This is a genomic window from Streptomyces sp. B6B3, assembly GCF_039871525.1.
Lineage (GTDB): Bacteria > Actinomycetota > Actinomycetes > Streptomycetales > Streptomycetaceae > Streptomyces.
This window is the reverse complement of the sequence record NZ_JBDPLU010000008.1, coordinates 302,631-329,269: the sequence shown is the minus strand read 5'-3', so window position 1 is coordinate 329,269 and position 26,639 is coordinate 302,631. Positions and strand designations below refer to the sequence as shown.

Annotated in this window: 24 protein-coding genes and 1 tRNA gene; 14 read left to right on the top strand and 11 right to left on the bottom strand. The window is 73.1% G+C overall.

The window, feature by feature from the left end:
* Positions 1 to 181 precede the first annotated feature (181 nt).
* The gene (locus ABGB06_RS19430; RefSeq protein ID WP_347591022.1) at positions 182 to 433 is read left to right on the top strand and encodes a hypothetical protein; all 252 of its coding nucleotides are present in this window, start codon (positions 182 to 184) and stop codon (positions 431 to 433) included.
* A 566-nt stretch (positions 434 to 999) separates the two neighbouring features.
* On the opposite strand, the gene ABGB06_RS19425 is transcribed toward ABGB06_RS19430, so the two are convergent.
* A tRNA-Thr gene (locus ABGB06_RS19425) sits at positions 1,000 to 1,076 on the bottom strand.
* Positions 1,077 to 1,545: 469 nt separating this feature from the next.
* On the opposite strand from ABGB06_RS19425, the gene ABGB06_RS19420 reads away from it, so the two are divergent.
* A complete protein-coding gene (locus ABGB06_RS19420; RefSeq protein WP_347591020.1) occupies positions 1,546 to 2,535 on the top strand; it encodes a hypothetical protein in 990 nt (329 codons plus the stop codon).
* On the opposite strand, the gene ABGB06_RS19415 is transcribed toward ABGB06_RS19420, so the two are convergent.
* Positions 2,462 to 2,707, bottom strand: coding sequence for a DUF397 domain-containing protein (locus ABGB06_RS19415; RefSeq protein WP_347591018.1), 246 nt, complete (start codon positions 2,705 to 2,707; stop codon positions 2,462 to 2,464). The genes ABGB06_RS19420 and ABGB06_RS19415 overlap by 74 nt on opposite strands.
* A 4-nt stretch (positions 2,708 to 2,711) precedes the next feature.
* Positions 2,712 to 3,566 (bottom strand): helix-turn-helix transcriptional regulator, encoded by an 855-nt coding sequence (locus tag ABGB06_RS19410; RefSeq protein WP_347591016.1) that lies wholly within the window; start codon positions 3,564 to 3,566, stop codon positions 2,712 to 2,714.
* A 174-nt stretch (positions 3,567 to 3,740) separates the two neighbouring features.
* Between ABGB06_RS19410 and ABGB06_RS19405 the strand changes: the two genes are divergently transcribed.
* The 5 genes from ABGB06_RS19405 to ABGB06_RS19385 all read left to right on the top strand — a co-directional run bounded on the left by ABGB06_RS19405 (position 3,741) and on the right by ABGB06_RS19385 (position 8,663).
* Positions 3,741 to 4,214, top strand: a complete 474-nt coding sequence (locus ABGB06_RS19405; RefSeq protein WP_347591014.1) for an ATP-binding protein — start codon at positions 3,741 to 3,743, stop codon at positions 4,212 to 4,214.
* Between the two features lie 57 nt (positions 4,215 to 4,271).
* Positions 4,272 to 4,439, top strand: a complete 168-nt coding sequence (locus ABGB06_RS19400) for a hypothetical protein (RefSeq protein ID WP_347591012.1) — start codon at positions 4,272 to 4,274, stop codon at positions 4,437 to 4,439.
* A 198-nt stretch (positions 4,440 to 4,637) separates the two neighbouring features.
* On the top strand, positions 4,638 to 6,284 hold the full coding sequence (locus tag ABGB06_RS19395) for an SPFH domain-containing protein (protein ID WP_347591010.1): 1,647 nt from the start codon (positions 4,638 to 4,640) through the stop codon (positions 6,282 to 6,284).
* Positions 6,281 to 7,600 carry an SPFH domain-containing protein gene (locus ABGB06_RS19390; RefSeq protein ID WP_347591008.1) on the top strand — a complete coding sequence of 440 codons (1,320 nt, stop codon included), beginning with the start codon at positions 6,281 to 6,283 and terminating at the stop codon, positions 7,598 to 7,600. The genes ABGB06_RS19395 and ABGB06_RS19390 overlap by 4 nt, the downstream gene beginning before the upstream one ends.
* A gap of 439 nt (positions 7,601 to 8,039) precedes the next feature.
* On the top strand, positions 8,040 to 8,663 hold the full coding sequence (locus ABGB06_RS19385; RefSeq protein WP_347591006.1) for a hypothetical protein: 624 nt from the start codon (positions 8,040 to 8,042) through the stop codon (positions 8,661 to 8,663).
* Positions 8,664 to 8,970: 307 nt separating this feature from the next.
* Here ABGB06_RS19385 and ABGB06_RS19380 read toward each other — a convergent pair whose 3' ends face one another.
* Complete coding sequence (locus tag ABGB06_RS19380; protein ID WP_347591004.1) at positions 8,971 to 10,620, bottom strand: alpha/beta hydrolase; 1,650 nt, start codon at positions 10,618 to 10,620, stop codon at positions 8,971 to 8,973.
* A gap of 60 nt (positions 10,621 to 10,680) precedes the next feature.
* Entirely contained in the window at positions 10,681 to 11,880 is a 1,200-nt protein-coding gene (locus tag ABGB06_RS19375; RefSeq protein WP_347591002.1) for a DNA polymerase III subunit delta', read from the bottom strand.
* Positions 11,881 to 12,094: 214 nt separating this feature from the next.
* Between ABGB06_RS19375 and ABGB06_RS19370 the strand changes: the two genes are divergently transcribed.
* A complete protein-coding gene (locus ABGB06_RS19370; protein ID WP_347591000.1) occupies positions 12,095 to 13,069 on the top strand; it encodes a choice-of-anchor P family protein in 975 nt (324 codons plus the stop codon).
* Between the two features lie 111 nt (positions 13,070 to 13,180).
* Here ABGB06_RS19370 and ABGB06_RS19365 read toward each other — a convergent pair whose 3' ends face one another.
* The 3 genes from ABGB06_RS19365 to topA all read right to left on the bottom strand — a co-directional run bounded on the left by ABGB06_RS19365 (position 13,181) and on the right by topA (position 20,752).
* Positions 13,181 to 13,939 carry a murein L,D-transpeptidase gene (locus ABGB06_RS19365; protein ID WP_347590998.1) on the bottom strand — a complete coding sequence of 253 codons (759 nt, stop codon included), beginning with the start codon at positions 13,937 to 13,939 and terminating at the stop codon, positions 13,181 to 13,183.
* Positions 13,940 to 14,705: 766 nt separating this feature from the next.
* A complete protein-coding gene (gene tmk / locus ABGB06_RS19360; RefSeq protein ID WP_347590996.1) occupies positions 14,706 to 17,612 on the bottom strand; it encodes a dTMP kinase in 2,907 nt (968 codons plus the stop codon).
* Between the two features lie 212 nt (positions 17,613 to 17,824).
* Positions 17,825 to 20,752, bottom strand: a complete 2,928-nt coding sequence (gene topA, locus ABGB06_RS19355; RefSeq protein ID WP_347591076.1) for a type I DNA topoisomerase — start codon at positions 20,750 to 20,752, stop codon at positions 17,825 to 17,827.
* A 252-nt stretch (positions 20,753 to 21,004) separates the two neighbouring features.
* On the opposite strand from topA, the gene ABGB06_RS19350 reads away from it, so the two are divergent.
* On the top strand, positions 21,005 to 21,499 hold the full coding sequence (locus ABGB06_RS19350; protein WP_347590994.1) for a TM2 domain-containing protein: 495 nt from the start codon (positions 21,005 to 21,007) through the stop codon (positions 21,497 to 21,499).
* A gap of 23 nt (positions 21,500 to 21,522) precedes the next feature.
* Positions 21,523 to 21,972 (top strand): DUF2752 domain-containing protein, encoded by a 450-nt coding sequence (locus ABGB06_RS19345; protein ID WP_347590992.1) that lies wholly within the window; start codon positions 21,523 to 21,525, stop codon positions 21,970 to 21,972.
* 356 nt (positions 21,973 to 22,328) lie between these two features.
* On the opposite strand, the gene ABGB06_RS19340 is transcribed toward ABGB06_RS19345, so the two are convergent.
* From ABGB06_RS19340 to ABGB06_RS19330, 3 genes are all read right to left on the bottom strand, one after another.
* Entirely contained in the window at positions 22,329 to 22,967 is a 639-nt protein-coding gene (locus ABGB06_RS19340; RefSeq protein WP_347590990.1) for a small secreted protein, read from the bottom strand.
* Positions 22,968 to 23,097: 130 nt separating this feature from the next.
* Positions 23,098 to 23,988, bottom strand: coding sequence for an LLM class F420-dependent oxidoreductase (locus ABGB06_RS19335; protein ID WP_347590988.1), 891 nt, complete (start codon positions 23,986 to 23,988; stop codon positions 23,098 to 23,100).
* A 64-nt stretch (positions 23,989 to 24,052) separates the two neighbouring features.
* Positions 24,053 to 24,541 (bottom strand): Rieske (2Fe-2S) protein, encoded by a 489-nt coding sequence (locus ABGB06_RS19330; protein WP_347590986.1) that lies wholly within the window; start codon positions 24,539 to 24,541, stop codon positions 24,053 to 24,055.
* 159 nt (positions 24,542 to 24,700) lie between these two features.
* Between ABGB06_RS19330 and ABGB06_RS19325 the strand changes: the two genes are divergently transcribed.
* From ABGB06_RS19325 to ABGB06_RS19310, 4 genes are all read left to right on the top strand, one after another.
* Positions 24,701 to 25,111, top strand: a complete 411-nt coding sequence (locus tag ABGB06_RS19325) for a hypothetical protein (RefSeq protein WP_347590984.1) — start codon at positions 24,701 to 24,703, stop codon at positions 25,109 to 25,111.
* Positions 25,108 to 25,629: a sigma-70 family RNA polymerase sigma factor gene (locus ABGB06_RS19320; protein WP_347590982.1), complete on the top strand. Its 522-nt coding sequence runs from the start codon at positions 25,108 to 25,110 to the stop codon at positions 25,627 to 25,629. The genes ABGB06_RS19325 and ABGB06_RS19320 overlap by 4 nt, the downstream gene beginning before the upstream one ends.
* Positions 25,626 to 26,291, top strand: coding sequence for a zf-HC2 domain-containing protein (locus ABGB06_RS19315; protein WP_347590980.1), 666 nt, complete (start codon positions 25,626 to 25,628; stop codon positions 26,289 to 26,291). Before ABGB06_RS19320 ends, ABGB06_RS19315 begins: the two co-directional genes overlap by 4 nt.
* A gap of 68 nt (positions 26,292 to 26,359) precedes the next feature.
* A complete protein-coding gene (locus tag ABGB06_RS19310; protein WP_347590978.1) occupies positions 26,360 to 26,596 on the top strand; it encodes a hypothetical protein in 237 nt (78 codons plus the stop codon).
* Positions 26,597 to 26,639: the final 43 nt, after the last annotated feature.

Here is a 26,639-nt window from a genome sequence, read left to right as displayed (position 1 = left end):
ACCAACGATTGACAGCTCTCCCGAATCATCACGACTCCCGCGTGTGAAGGCCAAACCGATCCTCTGATCACTTAACCCCTTCGAGTGAGAAAGGCGCCGAGCCGCCACCCCGACCATGCCGTGCTCATATGGTCAGCCAGTCATTTCATCTGCCTCCCATTCCTTCAAGGGGGACCTCGTCGTGAGCCTTCGATCCGCCCTGCCTCTGGCCGCGCTGACCCTCGCTGTGACCTTCGGTGGCGCAGCCACCGCGACCGCGGCCGAACAGCCCGAGGAGAAGCCCATCGACTCCACCATCACGATCACGCTCGAATCGGTCACCGAGATCGACCCCGTCCTGGTGGCCGGCTGCCTCGTGGACGCGGCCGGTGCGCCCATCGCGCCCGAGGCCGCACTGATCGACTGCCTCACCGGCGCATCGTCTGGCCGGTAGCAGACAGCGGCACTCGCCCGGCGGAAGACCCCGCGCTCCAGCGGGGTCTTCCCCCTGTCCGATCGCCTCTCGCCTCCATCCGCCGCGCCCAGGACGCCGGGGCGCCGCCACGGCCGACGCGCGTCGCCTCGATACGCCGCGTCCTCCACGGCCATGACCCGGCCCTGCCCGCCGAACTCGCCCCCGCTCGCCGCACCCGCGCCGAGGGCTATGCCCCGGTCACCGAGTCGACCGCGGGCGAACTCCCCCGCTACCGCGCCCCCGGGTAACGGCGCCCTGGCGATCCCGGCTTCCTCGGCCTGGACGACGACCGGATAACCCCGCGGTCGTCACCGGCTTCAAGGCCTCGACACGCATGTTCGAGGACGGCAAAGATGAATCGTCCGGTTTTCCGCAATGCCGTCGTCTGCCTCTCATCGCGCCACTGGCCACCCCGGTGCACTGCTCATGCACGGTTGTCCACCGACGGCTCTCCCCCGAGTGGCCCGGGAGGGACAACAGGGAGGCGCCCACAGATCGCAGAAGAACAATGGCCCAGGTCAGCGAAATACTGACCTGGGCCTGACTGGAGCCGCCTAAGGGAATCGAACCCTTGACCTACGCATTACGAGTGCGTCGCTCTGGCCGACTGAGCTAAGGCGGCAACATGGCTCCCGAAGGGCCGTGGTTAGTCTACATGGCGCTGGGAACCGGCTTGCCTCCCTATTCTGACCTGCGATTTCTCCGCTTCTGCCGCGTCTCGTCCGGTTCGGCCGCGGGCCGCCCTCGCGCTCAGACGGCGATCCGGAGGGTCGCGCGTGAACCCGTCGGCCGCGTTGCCGGCCATGGTGGCGAGTTGGAGGTCGTGACCGTCGCCGAAGACCATGCCGGAGTCCAGGGAGACCGGGGAGAGGTTGGCGGCGCTGTTGCCGTAGCTGTCATCGGCGGACAGGGGCCCGCGGTCTTCTCCGGCATCTCCGCGGTTCAAGCACCCTTCGAAACCAGTCCGGGACACTGGCACATCGTGCGCGTACAGTCCCGGTGAACGGGACTCCTCGCGCACGAAGTAACCCCTCTGCGACAGCACCGTCACAGAAAGTGTCTCCGTTCGCCACGGTGGGGATGGCGGCGGCATGGTCCGACTCGACAACCGGCGGCTGCGCGGTCTCGCCCGGCGGCAGCAGCAGGTACTGACCGCGTCGCAACTCACCGCGCTCGACGTCCCCAACAGCACGCTCTGGCGCCGCTGTTCTCCCGGCGGGCCGTGGCAGAACCCCTACCCCCGCGTCGTGGTGCTGCACAACGGCCCGCTCAGCGTGGCGCAGCGGTACTGGGCCGCCCTGCTGTACGCGGCTGGCCGCGACGATCCGGCCAGCGGCCGCTGGCCCGGGGCACTGATCACCGGCACCGCCGCCCTCGCCCTGCACCGCCTGCACGCGGCGCCCTCACCCGAGGACGTTCGCGAGATCGACGTACTGGTGCCCGCGCATCGCAACGTCCCGTCGCGAGGTTCGGTTCGGGTGCTGCGCACCCGGCGGCTGCCGCACCCGCCGCGGTGGATCGACCCCCGCCTGCCCACCGCTCCGCCGGCCCGCGCCGTGGCCGACGCCGTACGGCGGGGGGCGCCCGAGGCGGAGGGCGCGCTGTACGAGGTGGTGCAGAACGGCCGCGTGGCGCCCGAGGCGATGGCTGCGGAGCTCCGCGCGGAGCGTCTGACCGGCCGCGCGTGGGTACGGGACGCGGTGGCCGATCTACGGGTCGGCGTCCGGTCCCCGGCGGAGGCCCGGGCCCGGCGACTGATCGACGGCGCGGAGGGGCTGCCGACCCCCGTGTGGAACGCGCGGCTGCTGCTGGACGGCGAGTGGCTCGCCGACCCGGACGCGTACTGGCCACGGCACGGGGTGTTGTTCGAGGTGGACTCGCTGCGCTACCACCTCGGACTCGCCGAACACCAGCGAACGATGGCGCGCCGGAACCGGATCACCCGCACCGGCCTGATGGTCCTGGCCGCGACCCCGGCGATGGTCAGGGACCAGCCGGAGGAGGTCCTCAACGACCTCCGCGGACTGCTGACGGGCGGCCCGTACGGCCCCTGGCAGCGAGTGGAACTCGGCCAGCCTTGACCGCGGATATGAGCGCACCGAACGTCGCACCATCCGCCGCGATGATCCGGTCGGGCTCCTCGCTCTCGCGAATCAGGACGCCTTGGTCAGCCGTGGCGGCGACCTCGACGCAGTTGTTGCCGCCACCACCGCAGAACGACGAACGCCGCCAGCCGAGCTTCCCGTTCTCCATAGCCTCACACCTCGCGTGCGATCGATCGGATGAGTTGCCGCGATTCTGCGGCGGACAGCGCGGAGCGTTCCATCAGGCCCAGCAGGGTGCGGTAGTTGGCCAGCGGGGTGGGGGCATCCACGAAGTGAGCGCCGTAGGCCGTGTCCAGTTGCACGGTGTCGAGCTGTGGCACCGGGCCTTCGGCGTACAGCACGGACTGCCCGGCACCATGGAAACTGCCCGCGCTGAAGGGGATGACCAGGAGAGTGACGTTGTCACGATGAGACGCCTCGACCAGGCGCTCCAGTTGCCTACGTGCCACATCCCGACCGCCGAACCGCATCCGCAGGGCGGCCTCGTGGATGATGCCGACGTAGGGACGGGCTCCGTCACCCTCCAGGACGCGCTGGCGGCCGAGGCGGTGAGCGACGCCCAACTCGACCTGCAGGCGTGGCAGCTCCGGCACCACGAGGTCGAAGAGGGCTCGGGCGTGTTCCTCGGTCTGGAAGAGTCCGGGAAGGTGGACCGTCTGCGCCGTCCGGATAGCCGTCGCGTGATGTTCCACCTCGGAGACGTCCAGGAAGCCATCAGGCAGCTTTCCTCGGTACTCGTCCCACCAGTACTTGGTCTTCCTCGCTGAGACCATCTCCGCGAGGGCATCCACAAGCTTCTGGTCGGGGCACTGGTAGAGACAGGCGAGCTGCCGCACGCGCTCCTCGCTGACGCCCGTGCGTCCCGCTTCGATGTTCGAAACCATCGTGCGATCCGCGCCGAGCATCCTGGCGGCTTCCTGCACCGAGACATCAGCGTGCTCGCGCATGCGTCGCATCTCGGTCGCCAGTCGCCGCTGACGACCCGTCGGCACGCTTCGCTGGGCCATCTCGCCTCGCTTCCCGGCGCCGCCGGTCTGGCAGCACGTCAGCGCACAGTCTAGTGAGTCAGTCATCAACTCACTCTTTCGTGGAGATTGACTCACATGTGAGTCGGATCGGTCTAGTCTCTCCAGGACGTCACCGGGCTTCGCCCGGAGGTCCACGCGTCGCAGGAGGTGCACATGTGCCGAGACCCGGCCCCCATCCCGTTCACCGAGAACTGGTCCTACGAGCTCCGGCTCCCCCGTGATCCGCGCGGGCCGAGGATCGCGCGGGTGACGTTGCGTGCCGTGCTGGCCTGCCACGGGCTCGGCGAACTCGCCGAGCGGGCCGAGGTGCTGGCCTCGGAGCTGACGACCAACTCGCTGCGCCACACCTCCGGGCCCGCCTCCGTAACCCTCGCCTGGCTTCACCCGGCGCTCCGCGTCACCGTCTGGGACGCGAGCCCGAAGCTGCCCGGCCCTCCCGGCACCGACCCGGCGTCCGACTCCGACGGCGGCAGAGGGCTTTTCCTGCTGGAGGCCCTGGCCGACCGGTGGGGCGGCTGCGCCATCGATGACGGGCCGTGGGGTCCTGGCGGCAAGAGCATGTGGTTCGAGCTGCTGGTCCACGACCGAGAGCCGCCGGCGACGCCTGCCGCCGCCGTGGCCGCCTGACTCCCACCCAACCAGCGGTGGGTTCCCAACAACGACGAGAGAAGGAGAAGCCCCTTCATGACCGAACTGGCCGTCGAGACGTACGAGTCCCGTACGCCCGACGCTGACGGCTGGCGCGGCGTGCCGTTCGCGCACCCGAGCATGGACGCCGGTAAGCACGACGGAGGCCCGATGCCCCCCGAGGCCCCACGCCCACCCGCCCCCAAGCCCTCAGACGACGCGTAGCCTCGCCCGAGAATCCCCAGCCCCGCCCGTGCGCCGCCCCGTGGTCCACGGCCGGGGCCCTCTGCTCTGCCTTCGGAGCCCGCGCGACCGTTCGCCGTTGTAACGGTGTAACGATCCCCCACGGAACCGTCCCCCGGTGACGCGGTTGGTGTGGGATGGCCGAACAGGCATTCACGCACGACGCGAGGAGGGGGAAGCATGTCGCGAGCAGAGAGCCTACGCAGAGTGGCGCGGGAGGTGGCCGGCGGGGCCGATCCGCGGGCGATGGCGGAGCAACGGCTGCGTGGGGGGCGCGGCGGGAGCGGTGACGCCGGGGCGTCGGGGGAACCCGGTCCGGAGCGCGAGGCCGGAGGCGAGGTCACGGGCGGGGACGGCACGATGGACCCCGCCGACTTCCCGCCGGCGCGGGAGCAGGGCGGCAGCATCGAGACCGTCATGGAGCAGCAGGCCGTGCCGCTGGACGAGGCGGGGGAGGCACTCAACCGCAGCGACCAGCGGCGGGACGGTGGTCGGGCGGTGCACGCCATCTGCCCGATGGTCCTGCCGCGCGGGCGTTCGTTCCTGAGCATGCTGCCGGTGCTGATGCTGCTCGCGGCGGTCGCGGTGGGAACGCTCGCCGTGGGGGCGGCGTCCTCGGACGTGGTGACGAACCCGCTGTTCGGAGCTCACAGTTGGGCGCTCGCCCTGCTGGCCGTGGTCTTCGTCTGGTGGCGGCAGGGCATGGTGATGGTGCCCGACGGCTGCGCCGCGCTGATCACGCGCTTCGGGAAGCTGGAGCAGGTGGTCGGCCCCGGCCGCGTGGTCCTGCTGAACCCGTGGAAGCGGGTGTCCTACATCATCAACACCACCCGCGAGTACCCGTTCAACGCGCCGGTGCGCGAGGCCCCCACCAAGGGGGGCGTGAAGGCGTCCATCGACCTGTTCATCCAGTTCCGGATCACCGACCCGGTGGAGTTCGTCTACACGCTGGGCGCGGTGCGCGGCTTCGAGGAGAAGTTGAGCAACGCGGTCAGCGAGACGATCCGCAGCCTCATCTACGAACAGGAGGCCGCCGACATCTACGACATGGTCGGCGAGGACACCGGCCGCCTGCTCGATCAGCTCAACGCGCAGTTCGAACCGGCCGTGGAGCTGACCAACGCCAACATCACCCACGCCGAGCCCGCTGACCGCGGCTACCGGATGGACCTGGCCGCGCCCGAGATGGTGCGGGTCGCCAAGGAGGCCTACAGCCACGAGTACGCCCTTCAGCTGCGCAAGGAGCAGGACGAGGGTGACCTGAGCAAGGAGCTGGCGTCCCGCCAGGAGACCCTGTCCGCCATCCAGGCCGACATCGCCCAGTACCAGGCGCAGATGGACACGGCGGTGGAGCGGGAGACCAACCGGGCCGAGGCCCTGGCCCGGCAGCGTTATGTGCAGGCCGAGTCGGAGGCCAAGGCCAACGCGGCGCTTCTGGAGGCCCAGGCTCTCGACATTCGGGCGGTGACCGCCGCCGAGGCCCCGGAGATCCTGGAGTACCGCTACCAGCAGCAGATCCTGGACACGTTGGAGCGGGCGGCCGACCACCTGCCGAGGCTGGTACGGATCGGCGGCTCCGACGGCGACGACGGCGCCGGGGTCGACTTCCTTCAGTTGGCCAGGGAACTCGTCGGTGAGCGTGGCGCGGAGCTGTTCACGGACACCGACATGGCCGCCGTCCGCGCCCGGTTGCGGGAGGTGTCGGACCGTATCGCCGAGCGCCAGCAGGAGATCGACGCCCTGCTCGACGCCGAACCGCGAACCGTCGTGGCGGCGGCCGCGCTGCGTGCCGAGGGCACCGACGAGACCGAGGGAGTCGAGAGGTGAGCGCCGTGTCCACGAAGCGCAGGTCGGTCATATCGGAGGCGGTCGCGCCCTGGAGCGACGTCGCCCAACTGCTGCGCGGCGGCGAGGCGGGCACCCTGGTCCCCGTGATCATTCCCCGCCATCGTCGCAGGCTGTGGTGGATGGTGCCGCTGTGGCTCGGCGTGTTCGCCGTGCTGACCGGCGTGATGGCGACGGTCCGGGGCGCGGACGAGGCGTCGACATCTGAGGCATCCGACATCGCCTACGACGCTCTGGCGGGGCTCGCCTACGGTTTCGGCGGGCTTCTGCTGCTGGTCGGCGCGCTGTGGTGGTGGCGTTCCTCCATCGTGGAGATCGAGCAGGGCACCAACGGCGTCCTCACCCGCTACGGGGCTGTGACCCGGACCCTGGATCCCGGCCGGCACTACCTGTGGCACCCGTGGTCGCGCGTGGACTTCGTCGTGGACACCTCCACCGAGATCCCGTATTCGGCCCCCGTGATGGCCTGCCCGACCCGGGAGAACGTGCCGCTGCGGTCGATCGAGTTCTTCCTGAAGTTCCGCATCATCGAGCCGGTGCTGTTCGTGCGCATCATCGGCGCGGGCAACTTCGACATCGTGCTCTCCAGCGCCGTGCAGGACGCCATCCGGCAGCGCGCCAGGAAGGTGCAGACGGAGCGCGCCTACGACCTGCGGGGCTCGGACGTGGCCGACATGCAGGAACTGCTCAACCACCAGCTGTCCCGCTACGGCGTGCGCATCACCGGGAGCAACATTCCGGACGTGCAGCTGCCGGCCCAGTACCAGCAGCACCTCGCCACCCGGGAACGCGTCGCGAAGGAACGCGCCGCCTACGACCAGGAGTGGGGCCTGACCCGCAAGCGACGCGTCGACAGCCTCCAGATGGACATCGAACGAGCCAAGAAGGTCAGGGACGCGCGCATCGTCGAGGTGAAGGCGGCGCTGAACCGGGCCCGCGAGGAGGTCGCCCAGCTCCTGGAGCAGCAGGAGACCAACGCGCAGCGGGTGCGGTTCGAGATCGAGACGCGCGGCCGCAGCGGGCTCATCGCGGCGGAGAACGAGGCCCGCGCCCAGCGGCGCCTCGCGCAGGCGTACCGGGACAACCGCGCCGTGCTCCAGTACGAGTTGGCGCGCCGTCGGCTGGAGGTCGGCGCCACGCTGGCCGGGAAGGCCCCGCGGCCGGTGGTGGTCCGCACGGACGGCGCGGGCGGCGACACCTCCGCCCTCGCCACGCTCCTCACCGCCCAGCTGCTGCCGAGGCTGTCCGCCCTGCCGTCCGCGGAGGCCCCCACCCGGGCCACCGACGACGGCGCGTAGGTCGTCCCGCGGCACCGCCTCCTCCGGGCGGCGCCGAACCCCGCCGGGCGAACCACGACGGCCCGGGCCGGCCCTCCGCCGGCCCGGGCCTACGCCGACGCCCGCGCCGCGCTGTTCGAGGTGGAGGAACGGAGGTTGTGGCGCGGCGCCGTCAGTCGAGCCCAGAACGGCGCACGCGCCCGGAGCACGACGGGTGACGGACCACCCGTCCGCTCGTGAGCGTCCTCACGGCCGATCCGGACTTCGCCCGGAGCCACTCCCGGCAGCAGCCCTCGCCGCCATCGGCGGGGGCTGCTCGTCGTCTCGGCACGGCCACCTGCCGGTGACGTGTGTACCCGTTCCGCACGCGGACGGAACAGGGCCGTAACAGCCGAACCAGGGGCCGGGAGGCCGAAGCTAACCTCCTCTCATCCAGTGCTCAAGGACAGGAGTGGAAGTCATGCGTAGGGGGATACGGGCCGCGCTGCCGGCCGTGGCGGTCGCGGCGGCGCTGGTGCTGACGGCTTGCAACGGGGACGAGGAAGCGGCACCCGCGGGTGACGGGGCGAGCGAGGGCGCCGGACAGGGCGGTGAGGAACAGGGCGGCGGGTCGGAGAACATCGCCTCGGAGGGCCCGAAGCCGGAGAACGTGTCCGAGATCGAGCCGCAGAGCCTGCCGGGGAACGTCACGCCCCAGGACCTGGAGGACCTCTTTCCCGAGGATCTGGGAGGTCTCATCCCGTGGGACGAGCTGGAGGACCTCGTGGGTGGCGACGAGCGGACCCCCGCCACTGTCGAGGAGCTCGAGGGACACTGGTACACGGGCCCCGAGTTGGAGGACGCGACCCTGGACTTCACGAACGGCGAGGTTTTCTTCGCCGAGGACTGGGTCGCGGAGGGCGACCTCTGCTACGGCACGGTGACCGAGGGCTCCATGGAGCTGACGGAGTGCACCGTCTACGGCGAGGTCGAGTGGACCTCGATGACCGCCACGCTGGAGATCGAGGGCGACGCCCTGATCGTCACCTGGGACGACGGCACGGAGCAGGAGTACCTCGCCGACGAGAGCGCCGCGTCGATGTGACCCGACGGGTCCACGCGCAGGACTGAGAAGGCGGCCCAGGTCGGCTCTCGCCGACCCTGGGCCGCCTTCGTGTGCGGGGGCGGGCACGCGGCGCCTCCCGGCGAGGAGCTCAGGGTGCGGGAGCCGGTGGGCGCGCTGTGCGCCGCCTGCCCCGACGGCGTCTCCGTCATGAGGTTCGGCAGCGGCTGGACACACGTGGCCGGGACCGACCCGGATCGACCCGATCGACCCGGGAGAGGACTGAGGGGACCAGGCGCCACGGCCCCTGCCCCGCGGGTGCGGGTCAGGGGCCGTGGCGCGTGTGGGTTCAGCAGCTGGTGCCGTCCTCCGGGCTGGTGCCGTTGAGGAGGTAGGCGTTGACCGCGTCGTCGATGCAGGAGTTGCCCATCGCGTAGGCGCCGTGGCCGTCGCCGTCGTTGGTGAGGAGGATGCCGGACTCGAGCTGGTCGGCCAGGCCCTCGGCCCACTCGTACGGGGTGGCCGGGTCGCGGAGGGTGCCGACGACCAGGATGTCCTGCGCGCCGGCCGCCTCGATGGTCACCGGGTGTCCGGAGGGCTCGACCGGCCAGACGCCGCACTGCAGGGTGGCCCAGGCGAAGTCCGCGCCGAAGGTCGGGGACGCCTCCTCGTACTCGTCGACGACGTCCTGCACCTCCTGCGGGGTCCCGGTGCCGGCCGGGCTGTCCAGGCAGCTGATGGACGGGAAGGCGAACATGATGGTGCCGTAACTGCCGTCCGTACCACGCTCGTTGTACGAGTCGGCAAGCTCCAGCAGACCCGCGCCGTCGCCGTTCTGCGCGGCGGTCAGGGCGTCGCGCAGCTGCGGCCACAGCGACTCGGAGTACAGCGCCTGGGCCACGCCGGTGCTGGCCAGGGACTCGGTCAACGGGCGCTCGCCGTCGCCGGTCGGCAGCGGTTCGGCGTCCACGTCGGCGAAGAGCTGGCTCAGCGCCTCGGACGCCGCGTCGGCGCCCTCCGTGCCCAGCGGGCAGTCGGCGTGTCCCGAGCAGTCCTCGGCGAACGAGCGGAAGGCCGTCTCGAAGCCGCCCGCCTGCTCGCGGTCGGTGTCGACGGTGGGCAGCCGCGGGTCGATGGCGGCGTCCAGCACCAGCCGGCCGACGCGCTGCGGGAACAGCCCCGCGTAGTACGAGCCGAGCTTGGTGCCGTAGGAGAAGCCGACGTAGGTGAGCTGCTCGTCGCCGAGCGCGGCGCGCAGCACGTCCATGTCGCGCGCGGCCTCGACCGTGGAGATGTGTTCCAGCAGCTCGCCCGCGCTCTCCTGGCAGCCCTCGCCGAACTCCTCCATGGCGGCCTGCAGCGCGTCGATCTCGCGGGAGTCGTCGGGGGTGCGGTCGGTCTCGGTGTGCTCGTCCATCTCCGGCCCTGACAGGCACTCTATCGGGTGACTCGCCCCGGTGCCGCGGGCGTCGAAGGCGACCATGTCGTAGGTGGCGAGGATCTCGGGCGGGAAGAGGTACGACGCGGTGCTCTGCGTGAAGTCCACGGCGGAGGCGCCGGGGCCGCCCGGGTTCATCAGCAGGGAGCCGGCCCGGCTGCCGGGGCCCGTGGCCTCCGAGCGGGTGACGGCCAGCTCCAGGTCGGACGCCTGGTCGGGGTTCTCGTAGTCCAGCGGAACGGTCAGCGTGGCGCATTCGAAGCCGGCCGCGCCCCCGCCGGAGCAGCTGCCCCAGTCGAGCTCCTGGTCGTAGTACGACTGGAGGTCGGCCGGGATGTCCTCCGGGAGGGCCTCCAACGGCGGGGCGTCGGGGACGGCCCGGTCGTCCTGCTCCTCACCACCCTGGCTCTCGCTCGCCGAGGGATCCCGGTCGGTCGGGCGCTCGTCGTCCGAGCCGCAGCCGGAGACGGAGGCCGCCACGAGGGCGGCCGCGGAGAGGGCGAGGGTGAGGCGGCGGGTGGAACGACGTGTGGGGCGTCGGATCGAACGAACGGGCTGCATGAGTCCCCCGGGGGTGCGGGTGTGCGCGTCTCGGGTGAGCGTAGCCGTTCGCCCACTGGATCAGCGCAGGGCCATGGTCATGGCCTCCACCGCGAGCAACGGCGCGACGTTCCGGTCCAGGGCGGCGCGGCAGTCGAGAACGGCCTCCATCCGGAGCAGCGTCCGCTCGGGGCTGGAGGCGACGGCCACCCGCTCCACGGCGCTCGCGGCGTCCCCCGCCAGAGCGATCTCGGAGCCGAACTGACGGGCCAGCACGTCCCGGTAGAAGCCGGTCAGATCGGTGAGCGCCAGGTCGAGCGCGTCCCGCTGGGTGCGGGTGGCGCGCCGCTTCTGACGGTCCTCCAGCTCCTTCATGGCGCCCGCGGTGCCGCGCGGCAGCCGCTTGCCCTCGGCGGCGCCGAGCGCGGCGCGCAACTCCTCGGTCTCCTTGGCGTCCAGCTCCTCGGCGAGCTGCCTGGCGTCCTCCGCGGCGGCGTCGACCAGCTCCTGGGCGGCGCGCAGGCAGCCGCCGACGTCGGCGACCCGCTCGGGCAGCCGCAGCACGGTGGCGCGGCGGGCGCGCGCCCGCTCGTCGGTGGCCAGCCGCTTGGCACGCCCTATGTGGCCCTGGGTGGCCCGGGCCGCGGCCAGCGCGACGTCGGGCTCGATGCCGTCGCGGCGCACCAGGACGTCGGCGACGGCCGGAACGGGCGGGGTGCGGAGCGCGAGCTGCCGGCAACGGGAGCGGATGGTGGGCAGCACGTCCTCGGTGGACGGCGCGCACAGCAGCCACACGGTGCGGGGGGCGGGCTCCTCGACGGCCTTCAGCAGCACGTTCCCCGCGCCCTCGGTGAGACGGTCGGCGTCCTCCATGACGATGGCCTGCCAACGGCCGCCGGCCGGCGAGAGCTGGGCGCGGCGGACCAGCTCCCTCGTCTCCTTGACGCCGATGGTGAGCAGCTCGGTGCGGACGACCTCGACGTCGGCGTGGGTGCCGACGAGGGCGGTGTGGCAGCCCTCGCAGAATCCGCAGCCGGGCTGGCCGCCCAGCGCGCGGTCCGGGCTGCGGCACTGGAGCGCGGCGGCGAAGGCCCGGGCGGCGGTGGACCGGCCGGAGCCCGGCGGGCCGGTGAAAAGCCAGGCGTGGGTCATCGCCGAACCGGCCACGGCGAGCTGCTCGCCGCGCTCGGCGGCGGTCACGTACGCGTCCGCGTCGCGCGCGGCGGCGGACAGCTGCGCCACGACGGCGCTCTGCCCGACGAGGTCGTCCCAGACGGCCATCGCGCCGCACCTCCCGTTCCCCGTTGCCCGTTATCCGGTGGCCCCGCCGGCTCTTCCGGACGGTGCGACCCATTGTGCGGCACGGCACCGACAACGACGGCCCGCCGGGTGCCGCCGGAGGGCGCGGGGCCGTTCGGTGGAACTCGACGGGACGCGGCGCGGCGGACCGCGGCACGCCACCATGCCCGTATCGGTCATATGGGATGTTTGCCACATGATCAACATGATGCTCATGCAGCGGGCGGCCCTCGCCGCGGTGCTGGCCGGCGGCGCACTGGCCGCCGTCCCCGGCGCCGCCCAGGCCGCCCCCGAGCAGAACAACGTGCAGCAGCGGCAGAGCGGGCTGAAGGCCTACGAGAGCGGCTACAGCATCGCCCGGGGTCTCTACGCCGAGTTCGGCGCGGACACCAGCCAGACGGTCATCCAGTCGGAGACGCTCGCCGTCCACCCGGACGGTCCCGAGGAGGACCGGCTGGACACGGTGGAGGTCGGCACCGCGGGAACGGCGACGGGCGTCGGCGCGTACGCGAGCGGCGACGAGAACGCCGGGCAGACGGAGGCCGACGCCGGCGTCGCCGAACTGGACCTGGACCTCGCCGTGGCCGCGATCACCAGCGGCGAGGTGCGGGCGGCCTGCGCGGCCGTGCCGGGCATGATGCCGAGCGGCTCGACGTCGATCACCGACGCGGTGCTCAGCGTGCCGGGGATGCTCGACGTCCGGTTCGACGAGGCGCCGAAGCCGGGCACGGTCATCCCGCTGCCCAACGACCTCGGCCAGATCATCCTCAACGAGCAGCACGTCCAGCCGAACGACTCGCTGACGGTCAACGCGATGCACATCATGCTCGACGAGGCGGCGGGCGAACACGCCGGCCAGATCATCGTCGGCTCCGTCAACTGCGCCCCGGGCGAGGAGGACGACACGAGCGGTGCGGATCCGATGCGCGACTCGATGCGCGACGCGGGACGGGACTCGATGCGGGACTCGTCGGTTCGGCGGAACCTGCGCGACGCCCCGGGCAGCGGCATCTCTGGCGGCGACGGTGACGACACCGGCGACGACACGGGTGACGACGCGGGTGACGACACCGGAGAGCTGACGAACGACGCCGCCGGCGCGGCCACCAGCCCCTACCGGGTCTGCGTCACGGAGCCCGACGACCGCGAGGCGGGCGACGACTCCTGCTGACCCGGGCCGCCGCCCCGGGCCGCCACTCCCCCTTCGCCGGCCCGGGGCGGCGACACGGCTGCCGGCCGCCCACGCCTGGACCCGGACCCGGACCCGGACCCGGACCCGGACCTAGCCGACCGGATCGTCGGGGTGCCAGGAAGGCGTGATCTCGTCGGCCCCGAAGCCCTCGGCGATCAGCTCGGCCTGGGTGGGCGGCTCGGGTTCGGTGCCGAAGACGTAGACCCAGTCGCCCTCGGCCAGCACCCGCCACAGCCGCCGCGCGTCCTCGTCCCGCAGGGTGACGCAGCCGCCGGCGCCGCTCGCCAGCAGTTCCTCGTAGGTGCCCGCGAACTCCGCCTCCCCGTCCCTGATCGTCGCGAAATGGTCGTCCTCGCGCTGGTACACCCGGTGCCAGCCGCCACCGGTGACCAACCCGTCGTGCCCGCCGCGGATCGGCACCGGGTCGAAGATCACCCGTCCCTCCCAGCCCTCCTGCACCCACAACAGCTGGCGGGTCAGGTCCACGCAGATCACCTTGTGGTCGACGACCGGGCACTCGCCCCGCTCGTTGGGGTCCTCCCGGACCTCGACGACGAGCATGGCGCGGTAGGCCGGGACGCCCGCGTAGCCGTCGGCCGGCTCGACGTCGGCGCGCAGTTGGAACGACCTGATCGCCTCGCAGTCCGCCTCGGACTGCACGCCGTCCACGTCGAGGCCCAGGTGGGTCTCCAGTTCCCGCTGGTACGGGCCGGTGCCGGCGTCACAGCCGGCGGACGGGACGCCCCACGCCGGCCCGGCGGGCAGCGTCGGCGCCAGCGGCAGCGCGAGGGCGGGCAGCAGCCAGGCCGCCGCGCGCGTCGCGTACTTCCGTGTCGGTCCACTCCTCACGCTGTCTTCCTACGACGCCCGCGGATCAACGGCCCCCCGGGCGGCGCGTACGAGCGAAGGCCACCGCACGAACGGGCGAACGCACCCCGCGCGACGGGCCGGCGCGGCGTCCGGAACGCCACCGTCCCGCGAGCCGTCAGCTCGGCACGCGGGCCCGCCCGGCCCGCGCCCTCGACCACGCGTCGCGCCCACCGCTTCGCGCGGGACACACCTCGGCGAAGCGCTGCACGGCACGGCACCGGCGGGCCTTGGCCGGCACCGGCTCGCCCGCACCTGGTGCATTGGCGCGCCCGGTGGCATGGGCCGTCCCCTGACCGCGCCTCGCACGGGAGGGCGCACAAGACCGGACAGCCGGCACCGCTGGCACGGAGGCACGGGCGCGCGGCGGGCCCATCGAGCCCCACCACCCCAGAGCGTCCCCTGACCGCGCCTCGCGCGAGAGGGCGCACAAGGCTGGACAGCCGGCACCGCTGGCACAGAAGCTCACCCAGCACGGGTACCCGGCCCCACCACCCCGGGACGTCCCTGGCCATCCTTCGCGCGCGAGGGCGCGGAGGGCCAGACAGCCAGGCACCGCTGGCACGGCGTCGCGGCCGGGCACGCCTGGTGGAGGCCCGCGCCGGCCGGGGCGACGCCGCGCCGGGGGCGGCTGCCCCAACCCCGGCGGGGGCAGGCCAGCCCCAACCCGGGCGGCAAGCCCCAGGTGCCGGCCCTGGACGCCTCGTGTCGGGCTCAGCCGGTCAGCCCCAACCCGGGCGGCAAGCCCTCAGCGTCGGCCGCGGGGTGGGCCGTCGTCCTCGTCGTCCTCGGGGCGCGGGCCCAAGAGCTCGTCGGCCAGTGTCGGCACGTCGTCCAGCGGCGTCTCCTCGGCCCATTCCGGGCGCGAGCGCCGGCCTCGCGGCTCGGCGGGCGGCGGGCCCGAGTCCTCGTCGCGCACCTTCGGCAGCGGCTTGGTCTCGTCCACCGCGTCGGGGCCACGGCCCGGGTGGCCCATCGGGATCTCCGCCGTCTCGTCGTCCGCCGTCGGCGGCGCCGGCTCGCCCTGCTTGACCTGCGGCAGCTGCACCGTGTCCGTGTGGTCCTCCGCCGCCATCCGCGCCTGTTCGGCGCGGAGCAGCGCCTCCTCGGCCTTCCGCTGCTTCTCCCGACGGCGCTCCTCGGCCTGGGCGCGCAGCCGGGCCTCCTCCTCGGCCTCCCGGCGGAGCCGCTCCTGCTCCTCCCGGCGAGCCCGTTCCTCGGCCTCGCGGCGCAGCCGCTCCTCCTCGGCGCGCCGGCGGGCCTCCTCGGCCTTACGCCGCGCCTCCTCGGCCTTACGCGCCTCCTCGGCGCGCCGGCGCTCTTCCTCCTCGCGGCGCCTGCGCTCCTCCTCCTCGGCGCGCAGCCGGGCCAGTTCCGCCTGGCGCTCGCGCTCCCGGCGTTCCTCCTCCTCGCGCCGCTTCCGTTCCTCCTCCTCGCGCCGCTTGCGCTCCTCCTCGGCCCGGCGGCGCGCCTCCTCCTGGGCGCGCACCTCGGCCTCGGAGAGCGGCAGCATCTGGTCGAGCCGGTGCCGGGCGGCGGTGGTGACGGACTCGGGGTCCTGGCCGGCGTCGATCACGAGATAACGGGTCGGGTCGGCGGCGGCCAGCGCCAGGAAACCGGCCCGCACCCGCTGGTGGAACTCGCTGGGCTCCGACTCCAGCCGGTCCGGGGCCTCGGTGAAGCGCTCCCGCGCCGTCTCCGGCGAGACGTCGAGCAGCAGGGTCAGGTGCGGCACCAGGCCGTCGGTGGCCCAGCGGGAGATCCGGGCCACCTCGGTCGGCGCCAGGTCGCGTCCGGCGCCCTGGTAGGCCACGGACGAGTCGGTGTACCGGTCGGAGATGACGATCGCGCCCCGCTCCAGGGCCGGGCGGATGACGGTGGCCACGTGCTCGGCGCGGTCGGCCGCGTAGAGCAGCGCCTCGGCGTGGTGCGAGAGGCCGGTGGCCTCGACGTCGAGCAGTATGGCGCGCAGCCGCTGGCCCACGGGCGTGGCGCCGGGCTCCCGGGTGACGACGACCTCGTGGCCCTTGCCGCGGATCCACTCGGCCAGCGCCTCCACCTGGGTGGACTTGCCGGCGCCGTCGCCGCCCTCGACGGCGATGAAGAAGCCGGTGGCGGCCGGGGCGGTCTCCGGTTCGATGTTTCGCACCGCCTGGCCCAGGTCCTGACGCAGCGACACGCCGCGGCGGTCGTCGGTGCGGCCGAGCACGAACGCGGCCACCGGCAGCAGCAGCACGCCGGTGATCATCAGGGTGAAGCCGGCGCCGCCGTGCTCGATGGTGAAGTCGCCGCGGTCCACCCGGTGCGGGCCGATGAGCGCGGCGGCCAGCGGTGCGGCCAGCGCCGCCAGGGCGACGGCGACCCGCAGCACCGCGTGCAGGTGCTGGGTCAGGCGCGGCCGGCGGAAGTCCTCGGTCTCCTGGTCGAGCAGGGTGTGCCCGGTGTGCGCGGCGATGCCGGCCACCAGGCCGGTGGCCAGCGCGGTGAACTGCACGGTGGCCGGGTCGGAGATCAGCCCGACGCCGAAGATCCCGAGCCCGGTCAGCGCCAGCGTGAGGGCGAAGAGCCGGCGCCGGGACAGTCCGGGCAGCGTGCGCGGCGCGAGCCTGACGCCGCCCGCGACGCCGCCGGTCAGCCCGAGCACCAGCAGGCCGAACGTGACCGGGCCGCCGCCCAGGTCGCCGGCGTGCAGCGCGGCGAGCGCGACGGCCGCGGCGATGCCGGCCGCGAGCGCGGCGCAGCCGAGCACCAGCACCGGGATCGCGCCGGTGCGGCCCTTCTCGGGAGCGGTGCCGGCGGACGGGCGGCGCAGGCCCTCCAGCGGGGAGAGCGGGCGGCGGGACTCGGTGGCCGGCAGCGGCAGGAAGTACAGCACGGAGATCGCGGCGGCGAAGCAGCCGGCGGCGACGTACGAGGCGAGCGCGGCCTGGTGGTCGCCGAACCAGTCGACGCCGGTGGCCAGCAGGTTCCCCAGCAGGGTGACGGCGACGAGCACGGCGGCGGCCGCGGGCAGCGCGAGGAACGCGCCTCGCTGCCACAGCCGGCGCAGCGCCTCGTGGTGGTCGGGCAGCGGGCGGACGGCGGCGCCCTCGGGCGGCGGCGGGGGCAGCAGGGCGGGCGCCACGCTGTCCCGGGCGGCGACCCAGACCCGTTCGGCCAGGCCGATCAGCAGCACGGTGAGGAGCAGGTAGACGAACGCGCTCTCGGGCACCCAGTCGATCCACAGCGGGGCCACGATCAGCAGGGCCGCGCGCAGTCCGTCGGCGCCGATCATGGTCCAGCGGCGGTCCAGCGGCCCGGAGGGGGCCAGCAGGCCGGAGACCGGGCCGAGCAGCACGGCGCCGGCCAGCAGGGTGGCCAGCAGGCGGACGCCGATGACGCAGGCGACGGCCAGGCCCACGCCCCGGTACTCGCCGCCGAACAGCTGGTCGCCGTCGGGCTGCACGTGGAGCGCCGCCTGGACGCCCAGCAGGATGAGCACCAGCACGGACAGGGCGTCGCCGACGCCGCCGGTGAACTGTGCCTCCCAGAGCCGACGCAGCTCGGGCACCTGGAGCAGCGCCCGCCGGGCGCGCTCACGGGAGTCCGCCGCGAGCGCCTCGTCGGTGGCGCCGTCGGCGGGGTCAGCGACCTTGGGTTGCTCCGCACTCGTCATTCGGCCAGCGTAACCAAGGCCGGGGCGGGCATGACGCGCCACCCGAACATTTGCCCGGCGAACGGGTGCTGTTACGGGTGGGGTTACTCCGTTTTCGGCGCGCCGCCGTTCCGCGGCGTGTTCTGGCCGTTCAGGGCGTCGGCGCCCTTTGCGCCGTTCTTCGCGCCGCCCGCGGGCCGCCGCCGATCGGACCAGGTGGACTACCGGGCGGACTACTCGTCCGAGGGACCGGAGGACTTCCGCGCGGAGGTCTTCTTCGCCGGGCTCTTCTTGGCCGCGGTCTTCGAGGTCGTCTTCTTGGCCGCCGACTTCGCGGTGCTCTTCTTGGCCGCCGTCTTCGCCGCGGCCTTCTTCGCCGGGGCCTTCTTGGCGGTCTTCTTGGCCGGGCCCTTGGCGCGCTTCTCGGCCAGCAGCTCGTAGCCGCGCTCGGCGGTGATCGTCTCCGGATCGTCGTCGCGGCGCAGCGTGGCGTTGGTCTCGCCGTCGGTGACGTACGGGCCGAAGCGGCCGTCCTTCACCACCACGGGCCGGCCGGTGACCGGATCGTCGCCGAGCTCCTTCAGCGGCGGTTTGGCGGCGGCGCGGCCCCGGGCCTTGGGCTGGGCGTAGAGCCTCAGCGCCTCCTCCAGGGTGACGGTGAAGAGCTGCTCCTCGCGCTCCAGCGAGCGGGAGTCGGTGCCCCGCTTCAGGTACGGGCCGTAGCGGCCGTTCTGCGCGGTGATCTCCTGGCCCGACTCGGGGTCGGTGCCCACCACGCGGGGCAGCGCGAGCAGCCGCAGCGCGTCGTCCAGGGTGACGCTGTCCAGCGACATCGACTTCAGCAGCGAGGCGGTGCGCGGCTTGGCGGCGCCCTTGCCGGCCTTGGCGGTCCGGCCGCGGCCGCCCTTGGCCGCGCCCTCGGGCTCCGGCAGCACCTCGGTGACGTAGGGGCCGTACCGGCCGTCGCGGGCCACGATCTGGTGGCCGGTCGCCGGGTCGGTGCCCAGTTCGAAGTCGCCGCTCGGCTTGGCCAGCAGTTCCCTGGCGAGTTCCACGGTCAGCTCGTCGGGCGGCAGGTCGGCCGGCACGTCGGCGCGCTTGGCCTCCCTGGTGCCGCCCTCGCCGGTCTGCCCGGCCGCGCCGCCCTCGCCCGTGTCCGCGCCCTCGGCCGCCGGCTCCGCGGGCCCCTCGACGTACGGCCCGTAGCGGCCGACGCGCAGCACGATGCCGTCGCCCACCGGGAACGACGAGATCTCCCGGGCGTCGATCGCGCCCAGGTCGGTGACCAGCTCCTTCAGCCCCGCCAGATGGTCGCCGCCGTCGCCCGAGGCCTCTCCCGCCGCCTCCACGGAGACGTCGCCGGCGCCCTCGATCGCGTCCCCGAAGTAGAAGCGGCGCAGCCACGGCACGGCCTGGGCGTCGCCGGTGGCGATGCGGTCCAGGTCGTCCTCCATCTTCGCGGTGAAGTCGTAGTCGACCAGCCGGCCGAAGTGCTGTTCCAGCAGGTTGGTGACCGCGAAGGAGAGGAAGGAGGGGACCAGCGCGGTGCCCTTCTTGAATACGTACCCGCGGTCGAGGATGGTGCCGATGATCGACGCGTAGGTGGACGGGCGGCCGATCTCCCGCTCCTCCAGCTCCTTGACGAGCGTCGCCTCGGTGTACCTGGCGGGCGGCTTGGTGGCGTGGCCGTCGACGGACATCGCCCGGGCGTCCAGCCGGTCGCCCTCGGCGACCCGCGGCAGCCGCCGCTCCCGGTCGTCCAGCTCGGCCGCGGGGTCGTCGGAGCCCTCCACGTAGGCCTTGAGGAAGCCGTGGAACGTGATGACCTTGCCGGTGGCGCTGAACTCGCAGTCCCGGCCGTCCGCGGCGGTGCCGCCGACCCGGACCACGACGGACTGGCCGACCGCGTCCTTCATCTGCGAGGCGACGGTGCGCTTCCAGATCAGCTCGTAGAGCCGGAACTGGTCACCCGTCAGACCGGTCTCGGCGGGGGTGCGGAACCGGTCGCCCGACGGGCGGATCGCCTCGTGCGCCTCCTGGGCGTTCTTCACCTTGCTCGCGTAGACGCGGGGTCGGTCCGGCACGTAGTCAGCACCGTACAACTGTGCGACCTGGGCCCGCGCGGCGGAGACCGCGGTGTCCGACAGGGTGGTGGAGTCGGTCCGCATGTAGGTGATGAAGCCGTTCTCGTACAGCCGCTGGGCCACCTGCATGGTGGACTTCGCGCCCATGCCGAGCTTGCGCGACGCCTCCTGCTGGAGCGTCGTGGTGCGGAACGGCGCGTACGGGGACCGGCGGTAGGGCTTGGACTCGACCGAGCGGACGGCGAACGACGTGCCGGCGAGCGCGGCGGCCAGCGCCCTGGCGGACTCCTCGCTGAGGTGTTCGACCTGGTCGGGGTTCTTCAGCCGGCCGTCCGGGCCGAAGTCGCGGCCCTGGGCGACCCGCCGGCCGGCGACCGAGGCCAGCCGGGCGTCGAAGGTGCCGTCCTCGGGGACGGTCGCGAAGGTGCCGGTGAGGTCCCAGTACTCGGCGGAGCGGAAGGCGATGCGCTCCCGTTCGCGCTCCACGACGAGGCGGGTGGCCACCGACTGCACCCGGCCGGCGGACAGCCGGGGCATGACCTTCTTCCACAGCACGGGGGAGACCTCGTAGCCGTAGAGCCGGTCCAGGATGCGACGGGTCTCCTGGGCGTCGACGAGGAGCTGGTTCAGCTCGCGCGGATTGTTGACCGCCGCGCGGATGGCGTCCCTGGTGATCTCGTGGAAGACCATCCGGCGGACCGGGACGGTGGGCTTGAGCACCTCCTTCAGGTGCCAGGCGATGGCCTCGCCCTCACGGTCCTCGTCCGTCGCGAGAAAGAGCTCGTCGGAGTCGGCCAGCAGCTCCTTCAGCTTTCTGACCTGGTCCTTCTTGTCGCTGTTGACCACGTACAGCGGCTGGAAGCCCTCGTCCACGTTGACGCCGAGCCGGGCCCAGGGCTGGCCCTTGTACTTGGCCGGCACCTCGGCGGCGCCGTTGGGGAGGTCGCGGATGTGCCCGACGCTGGCCTCGACCACGTAGCCGGGGCCGAGGTAGCCCTTGATCGTCTTCGCCTTGGCGGGCGACTCGACGATGACGAGTCGGCGTCCGCCGTTCGCGGTCTCGCTGGTCGGGGCCACTTCTTCTCGCTCTTCTCTCCGGTCAGGGTCTCGTCGCTGGGGTCCCGGCGCGGCGCTGCCAGGGAACGTGCTCATGGTGCGGAGTGTGACGGTACCTCCCGCCTGCGTGTCAAACGGGAAAAGCCCTCAGCCTTGGAACGGTAACCCGAAGCCCGCACTCACGCCGACTGGTGCTCTGGCAGGATGTCCGTGGCCCGTCAGTCAAATCAGGCCACACATCGAACACCCAACCGCTCGTAACAAGGGGGGAAGATGTCAGATTCCAATCCCTACCAGAATGCTTCCGGCCAGCAGCCACCTCAGGGGCAGCCAGGCTACGGCTACCCCCAGGGCCCGCCCCAGGGCCCGCCGCCTGGCCAGCAGCAGGGATACCCGCAGCAGCCCTACCAGGGTGCACCTCAGTCCGGCTATCCGCAGCAGGGCGGATACCCCGGCGCGCCCGGTGCTCCGGGCGCCCCGGGCGCTCCGGGCGCTCCCGGTCCGATGTACGGGGCCGACCCGAGCGCTCCCTACGGCTTCGATCCGTACGGCCGGCCGTACTCGAACAAGTCCAAGATCATCGCCGGTGTGCTGCAGCTCCTCGTCGGGGGCGTCGGCGCCGGACGGTGGTACACCGGTCACACCGGCATGGCCGTGGCGCAACTGCTCACCTGCGGCGGCCTCGGCGTCTGGGCGCTGGTGGACGGCATCCTCTTCCTCGTGAAGGACGACCGCACGGACGCCAGCGGACGACCGCTGCGGAGCTGAGCACGGCGATCACCGTGCCCGCGATGAGCACGTCCACCAGCCATCCGGCGCGACGCAGCTGGTTCCGCCGCCTGCTGCGCCGCGCCGGATGGCTGGGCCATCCCGCGCTGCCGCCGCTCGCCACCCTGGGCGCCGGCCTGGCGGGGGCCGCCTACCTGTGGGGCACCAACCCGCACGACGGCGGGGGCCCGCTGCCGCGCTGCCCGTTCAACTGGGCGACCGGTCTCGACTGCCCGGCCTGCGGCGGCACCCGAATGGCCTACGACGCACTGCACGGCGACCTGCTGGCCGCCTGGCACGACAACGCGGCGCTGCTGCTGCTCGGCGTGCCGCTGGCGGCGTGGCTGGGCGGGCGCTGGCTCTACGAGGGCCTGCGCGGCCGGCGTTACCGGCCCCGGATCCGCGGCTGGGGCGCCGCCGTGATGCTGGGCACCGCGCTCGGCTGGGCACTGCTCCGCAACCTCACCGGCTGACCCCGCGCCCCGTCGCGAGGGCCTGCGCGGCCGGCGTCACCGGCCCCGAACCCACACCTGCGTCTGGGCCGTGCTCCGCCGCATCGCCCGCTGTCCCCGCGTCCGGCATCGACCGGCGTCCGATCGATCAGCACCGGGGACGCGAAACTCCGACCGCGAGACGGTCTGGTGCCCGAACGCTCCGGAGCAATCGCCTCCAGCCGGACGGGCGCGTGGCCGCCCCGTGCCCCGGCGAGGTCGGCCGCTCCGGGCCCGCCACCGATCCCGTCCCGGGGGTAGTACGACGTGTGCGCGCCGAGGCCGCCACCGACGCCCGCCCCAACGGGCGTGCGCGCCGGGAAGGCGCACCGCGCGGTTCACTCCGAGTCGGGCGACTCCTCGCGGGAGCCGTCCTCGCTGTCCGGGCCCTCCGTCTGGTCGCCGCCGTCGTTCCCGTCGCCCTGGCCAGGGCTCGGGGACTGGCAGTCGGGCTGCTCCGCCATCGCCTCCCCCAGATCGCCGGACTGCAGCTCGCTGAGCGCCTCGTCCCCGCTCTCGCCCAGTTCGGCGAGCCGGTCGGCGATGCCGGTCAGCCCGTCCGCGAACTCGGACCGGTCCGACGTGTCGAGGCCGTCGATGGTGTCCTGCAGCTCGCCGTAGGAGTCGGAGATGTCGGTGAGCTCGTTGACCGCCTCGCGGCGCAGCCGCGCGCCGTCCTCCACCGGCGGTTCGCCGGCGTCCTGGACCGTGCTGGCGAGGGCCGCGTAGGCGTCGGAGATGTCGCCGAACGCCGCCGAGTCGGCCTCCTGCACCTCCTCGGGGGACTTGTCACCCTCGCTCGCCTCGGTGATCGCGGCGCTGGCGTCCTGGATCTTCTCGACCTGCGGCTGCAGCTGGTCGCAGACCTGCCTGGCCCACGCCTCGGTCTCCTCGCTGTTGTCGTCGTTTCCGCACCCTGACAGCGTGACTGTCAGCGCCGCGCATCCGGCCAGCGCAATCCCGAGCTTGCTCTTCACCGTTGTCCCGTCCCTTCGTGCTGCCAGGACGGGAACTTACACGCCGACAGTCCCTCATCCGAGTTACTCGGACGACTGTCGGCCGGTATTACAGCCATTCGACTCAGGCCCGGCGCGGCCCGGCCCCAGCTCAGCGGAGCGGCAGCGCCTCGGCGAGCGCCCGCCACGCGGGCAGCGGAAGGGCGTGGCGCGGGTCGTCGGTCACCACCTGGAGGGCGACGTGGTCGGCCCCCGCGTCCACGAAGTCGGCCACCTTGCGGCGCACCGCCTCCGCGTCGCCGAGCGCGAAGACCGCGTCGAGCAGCCGGTCGCTGCCGCCGCCGGGGAAGTCGTCGTCCGTGAAGCCGAGCCGGCGCAGGTTGTTCGTGTAGTTCGGCAGCTGGAGGTAGCCGTCGAGGTACCCGCGCGCCGTGGTCCGGGCGCGCGCCGGGTCCTCGTCGAGCACCACCTTCAGCTCGGGCGCCAGCACCGCGTCGGCGCCCAGCAACTCCCTGGCCAGCGCCGTGTGCTCGGCCGTGACCAGGTACGGGTGCGCGCCGCCGGCCCGGTCCCTGGCCAGCTCCAGCATCCGCGGGCCGAGCGCGGCCAGCACCCGGCGGCCGGCCGGCACCGGCGTCGGCGCCTCGTCCAGCTCGGTGAGGTACCGGCGCATCGCGGAGTACGGCCGCTCGTAGCGGTCGCCGGTGAGCGCGCGGTGGCTGACGCCCAGGCCGAGCAGGAAGCGGTCGCGGTGCGCCGCCGCGGCGGCCGCGTAGGCGGTGGCGACGTCGGCCGCCGGATGCTCCCAGATGCTGAGGATGCCGGTGGCCACGGTGATCCGCGACGTGGCGGCGAGCAGTGGCTCGGCGTCGGCGACGCTCGGGCTACCGCCCAGCCACACCGTGCCGTAGCCGAGCCGGTCGAGCTCCGCCGCGGCCTCCGCGACGTCCCGGCGTGTCGCGGGGTCGGTGCCGCGCAGGGCGACGGTCCAGATGCCGATGCGGCCGAGCTCCCCGGCCAGCCGGCGTCGATCGTGTGCCATGGAGGCGAGAACGGGCCGGCCGGCCGGGGCTATTCCGGTGTCGAGCGCGGTTCACCGGTTCGGGTCAACCGCTGACGATCTGGTCGCCCTCGATCCGCACGGAGATCGACGGCAAGGGCTCGGGTGCCGGGCCCTCCAGCACCTCGCCGGTCGCGGCGTCGAACAGGGACTGGTGGCACGGGCAGCGCAGCCCGGTCGCCTCCTCGGGCGCGATGGTGCACCCGCTGTGGGTGCAGATCGCGCTGAACGCGGCCACGGTGGTCTCGTCGGGGCGGAAGATCATCGCCTCCTCGCCGTCGATGGTGACCGCGGTGGCCTCGCCGACCGGCACCTCGTCGAGTGAGGCGATCGCTCCCGCGCTCCCGGCGTCCCCCGAGTCCTCGGAGTCCCCGGAGCCGCCGGAGTCGTCGCTGCCGGAGCCGGAGGTCGAGCCCGCCTCGTCCCCGGAGTCGCTGCCGCTGTCCTCGCTGTCGCTGCCGCAGCCCGTGAGCGCGAGCGCGCCGGCCGTCCCGGCGGCGGTCGCCAGCAGGGCCCGGCGGCTTGATGGGGTCATCGTCATACCCGAGCAAACGAGGATGGGGCCGATCGGGTTCACCACACCCCCGGACTTCACGGTCGGCAGCTGGCCGCGCGGTCCCTCCTCCCCACGGTTCTCGGGCCTCGGGGCGGCCGCGGGGTGAACCTCGGGGGCCCGCGTCTCGTATGGAGGGACATGATCAGCTGGACACTGCGGGTTCTCGTGGCGCTCGGGCTCCTCGGCTCGGCGTGGGTGCACTGGGTGGTGTGGGAGGACTGGGCGCGGTACGACGACGAGATCGGTCCGCTCTTCCTCGTCAACGTCTTCGCCGGCCCCCCGCTGGCGCTGGCCGTGCTGCTGTGGCGCCGGCACTGGCTGCCGGAGCTGGCCGCGGTCGGCTACGGCGCGGCCACGTTGGGCGCCTATCTCCTCTCCCTGACCGTCGGCCTCTTCGGCGTCAAGGAACAGTTCCGCACGGACGAGGAGCTGTGGGGCGTCATCACGGAGGGAGGATGCGTCGTCTTCGGGGCTATGCTCCTGGCACTGAGGTTCCTTCGGTTCCGGCCGCTGCGTCTCCCGCAGCGGGAGGGCGGACAGACGGCATGACCGACGGCGACGGTTCGGCTGAAGCTCAGTTGATGCGCGCCCTGCACGACGAGCACGCCGCCGCGCTGTGGTCCTTCGCCCTGCACCTGACGGGCGGCGACCGGGCCCGCGCCGAGGACGTGGCGCAGGAGACGCTGTTGCGCGCCTGGCGCCACCCCGGGGTTTTCGACCAGTCCACGCGTTCGGCCAGGTCCTGGCTCTTCACCGTGGCCCGCCGGATCGTCATCGACGGCTGGCGCTCCGCCGCGTCCCGGTCGGAGATCAGCACCGACCAGCCGCCGGAGCAGGTCGCGCCCGACGACATCGAACGGGCGGTGCAGGGCTGGCTGGTCGCCGACGCGCTGGCCGAACTCTCCCCCAGGCACCGTGAGGTGCTCGCTCTCTGCTACTACGGCGGGCTCTCCGTCGCCGAGGCGGCGGCGCGCCTCGGCGTGGCCGAGGGCACCGTCAAGTCACGCACGCACTACGCCCTCCGTTCGTTGCGCCTGGTGCTCGAAGAGAAGGGCGTCACGCAATGAACGAGCGGGATCGCTTCGCCACCTATGACGCGGCCTACGTGCTCGGGGCGCTGTCTCCGCAGGACCGCGCGGCGTACGAGGCGCACCTGCGGGAGTGCGGAGAGTGCGCGCGCGCCGTGCGGGAACTGGCGGGCATGCCGGGGCTGCTCGGCCAGGCGCAGGGCCTCCCCGGGGTGCCGGCCGGCGAACCGCCCGCCCAGCTGCTGCCGGGACTGCTGGCGCGGGTGGCCGATGAGCGGCGGCGCCGGCGGCGCGCGGTCGGGCTGACCGTGACCGGGATGGTGCTGGCCGCCTGCCTGGCGCTGGTGCTGCTGGTGTTCGTGCCGTCGGATCAGGAGGACGGGGCGGGCGCGCAGCCGATCGCGATGACCTCGCTGGTCGACTTTCCGGTGGAGGCGAGCGTGAGCCTGTCGAGCGCCTCCTGGGGCACCCGGGTGGACATGCACTGCCTCTACGGGATCGAGGAGGCGAAGGAGTACGTGCTGGTGGCGATCACTCGTGACGGTGACGCCGAGGAGTTGGCCAGCTGGTACGCGGTGCCGGACCGCGACGTGTCGATGAGCGTGGTGACCGGGCTGCCCCGGGAGGAGATCACGACGCTGGAGGTCCGCAGCGCCCAGGGGTACCCCACCCTGCGGGCGGACGTGACGGACCCGGCGTGAAGGTCGCGCGGAACAACCCCAACGCGGAGATCCCCAACGATGGCGGGAGTTCGCTAGGGTCGGCAGGCATGTCGCACAGTCACCCTCAGACACCGCAAGAGCCCGACCCGGCGGCCAGCACCCAGATGTTCCAGGCGTTCGTCAACGGCGAGGCGTCCGGCGGGACTCGGCCCTCGCCCTCGTCCTCGCCCATGCCGGCCGCGCCGGCTCCCGCGCCCTCCTCCGGTCCACGACTCGGCCTGATCCTGGGCGTGGTGCTGGGCATCGCCGTGCTGGCCGCGGTGGCCTGGCTGGCGTTGGGCTGACCGAACGGCCCGGCTCGCGCCGCAAGCGCCCTGGTCTCTCCTG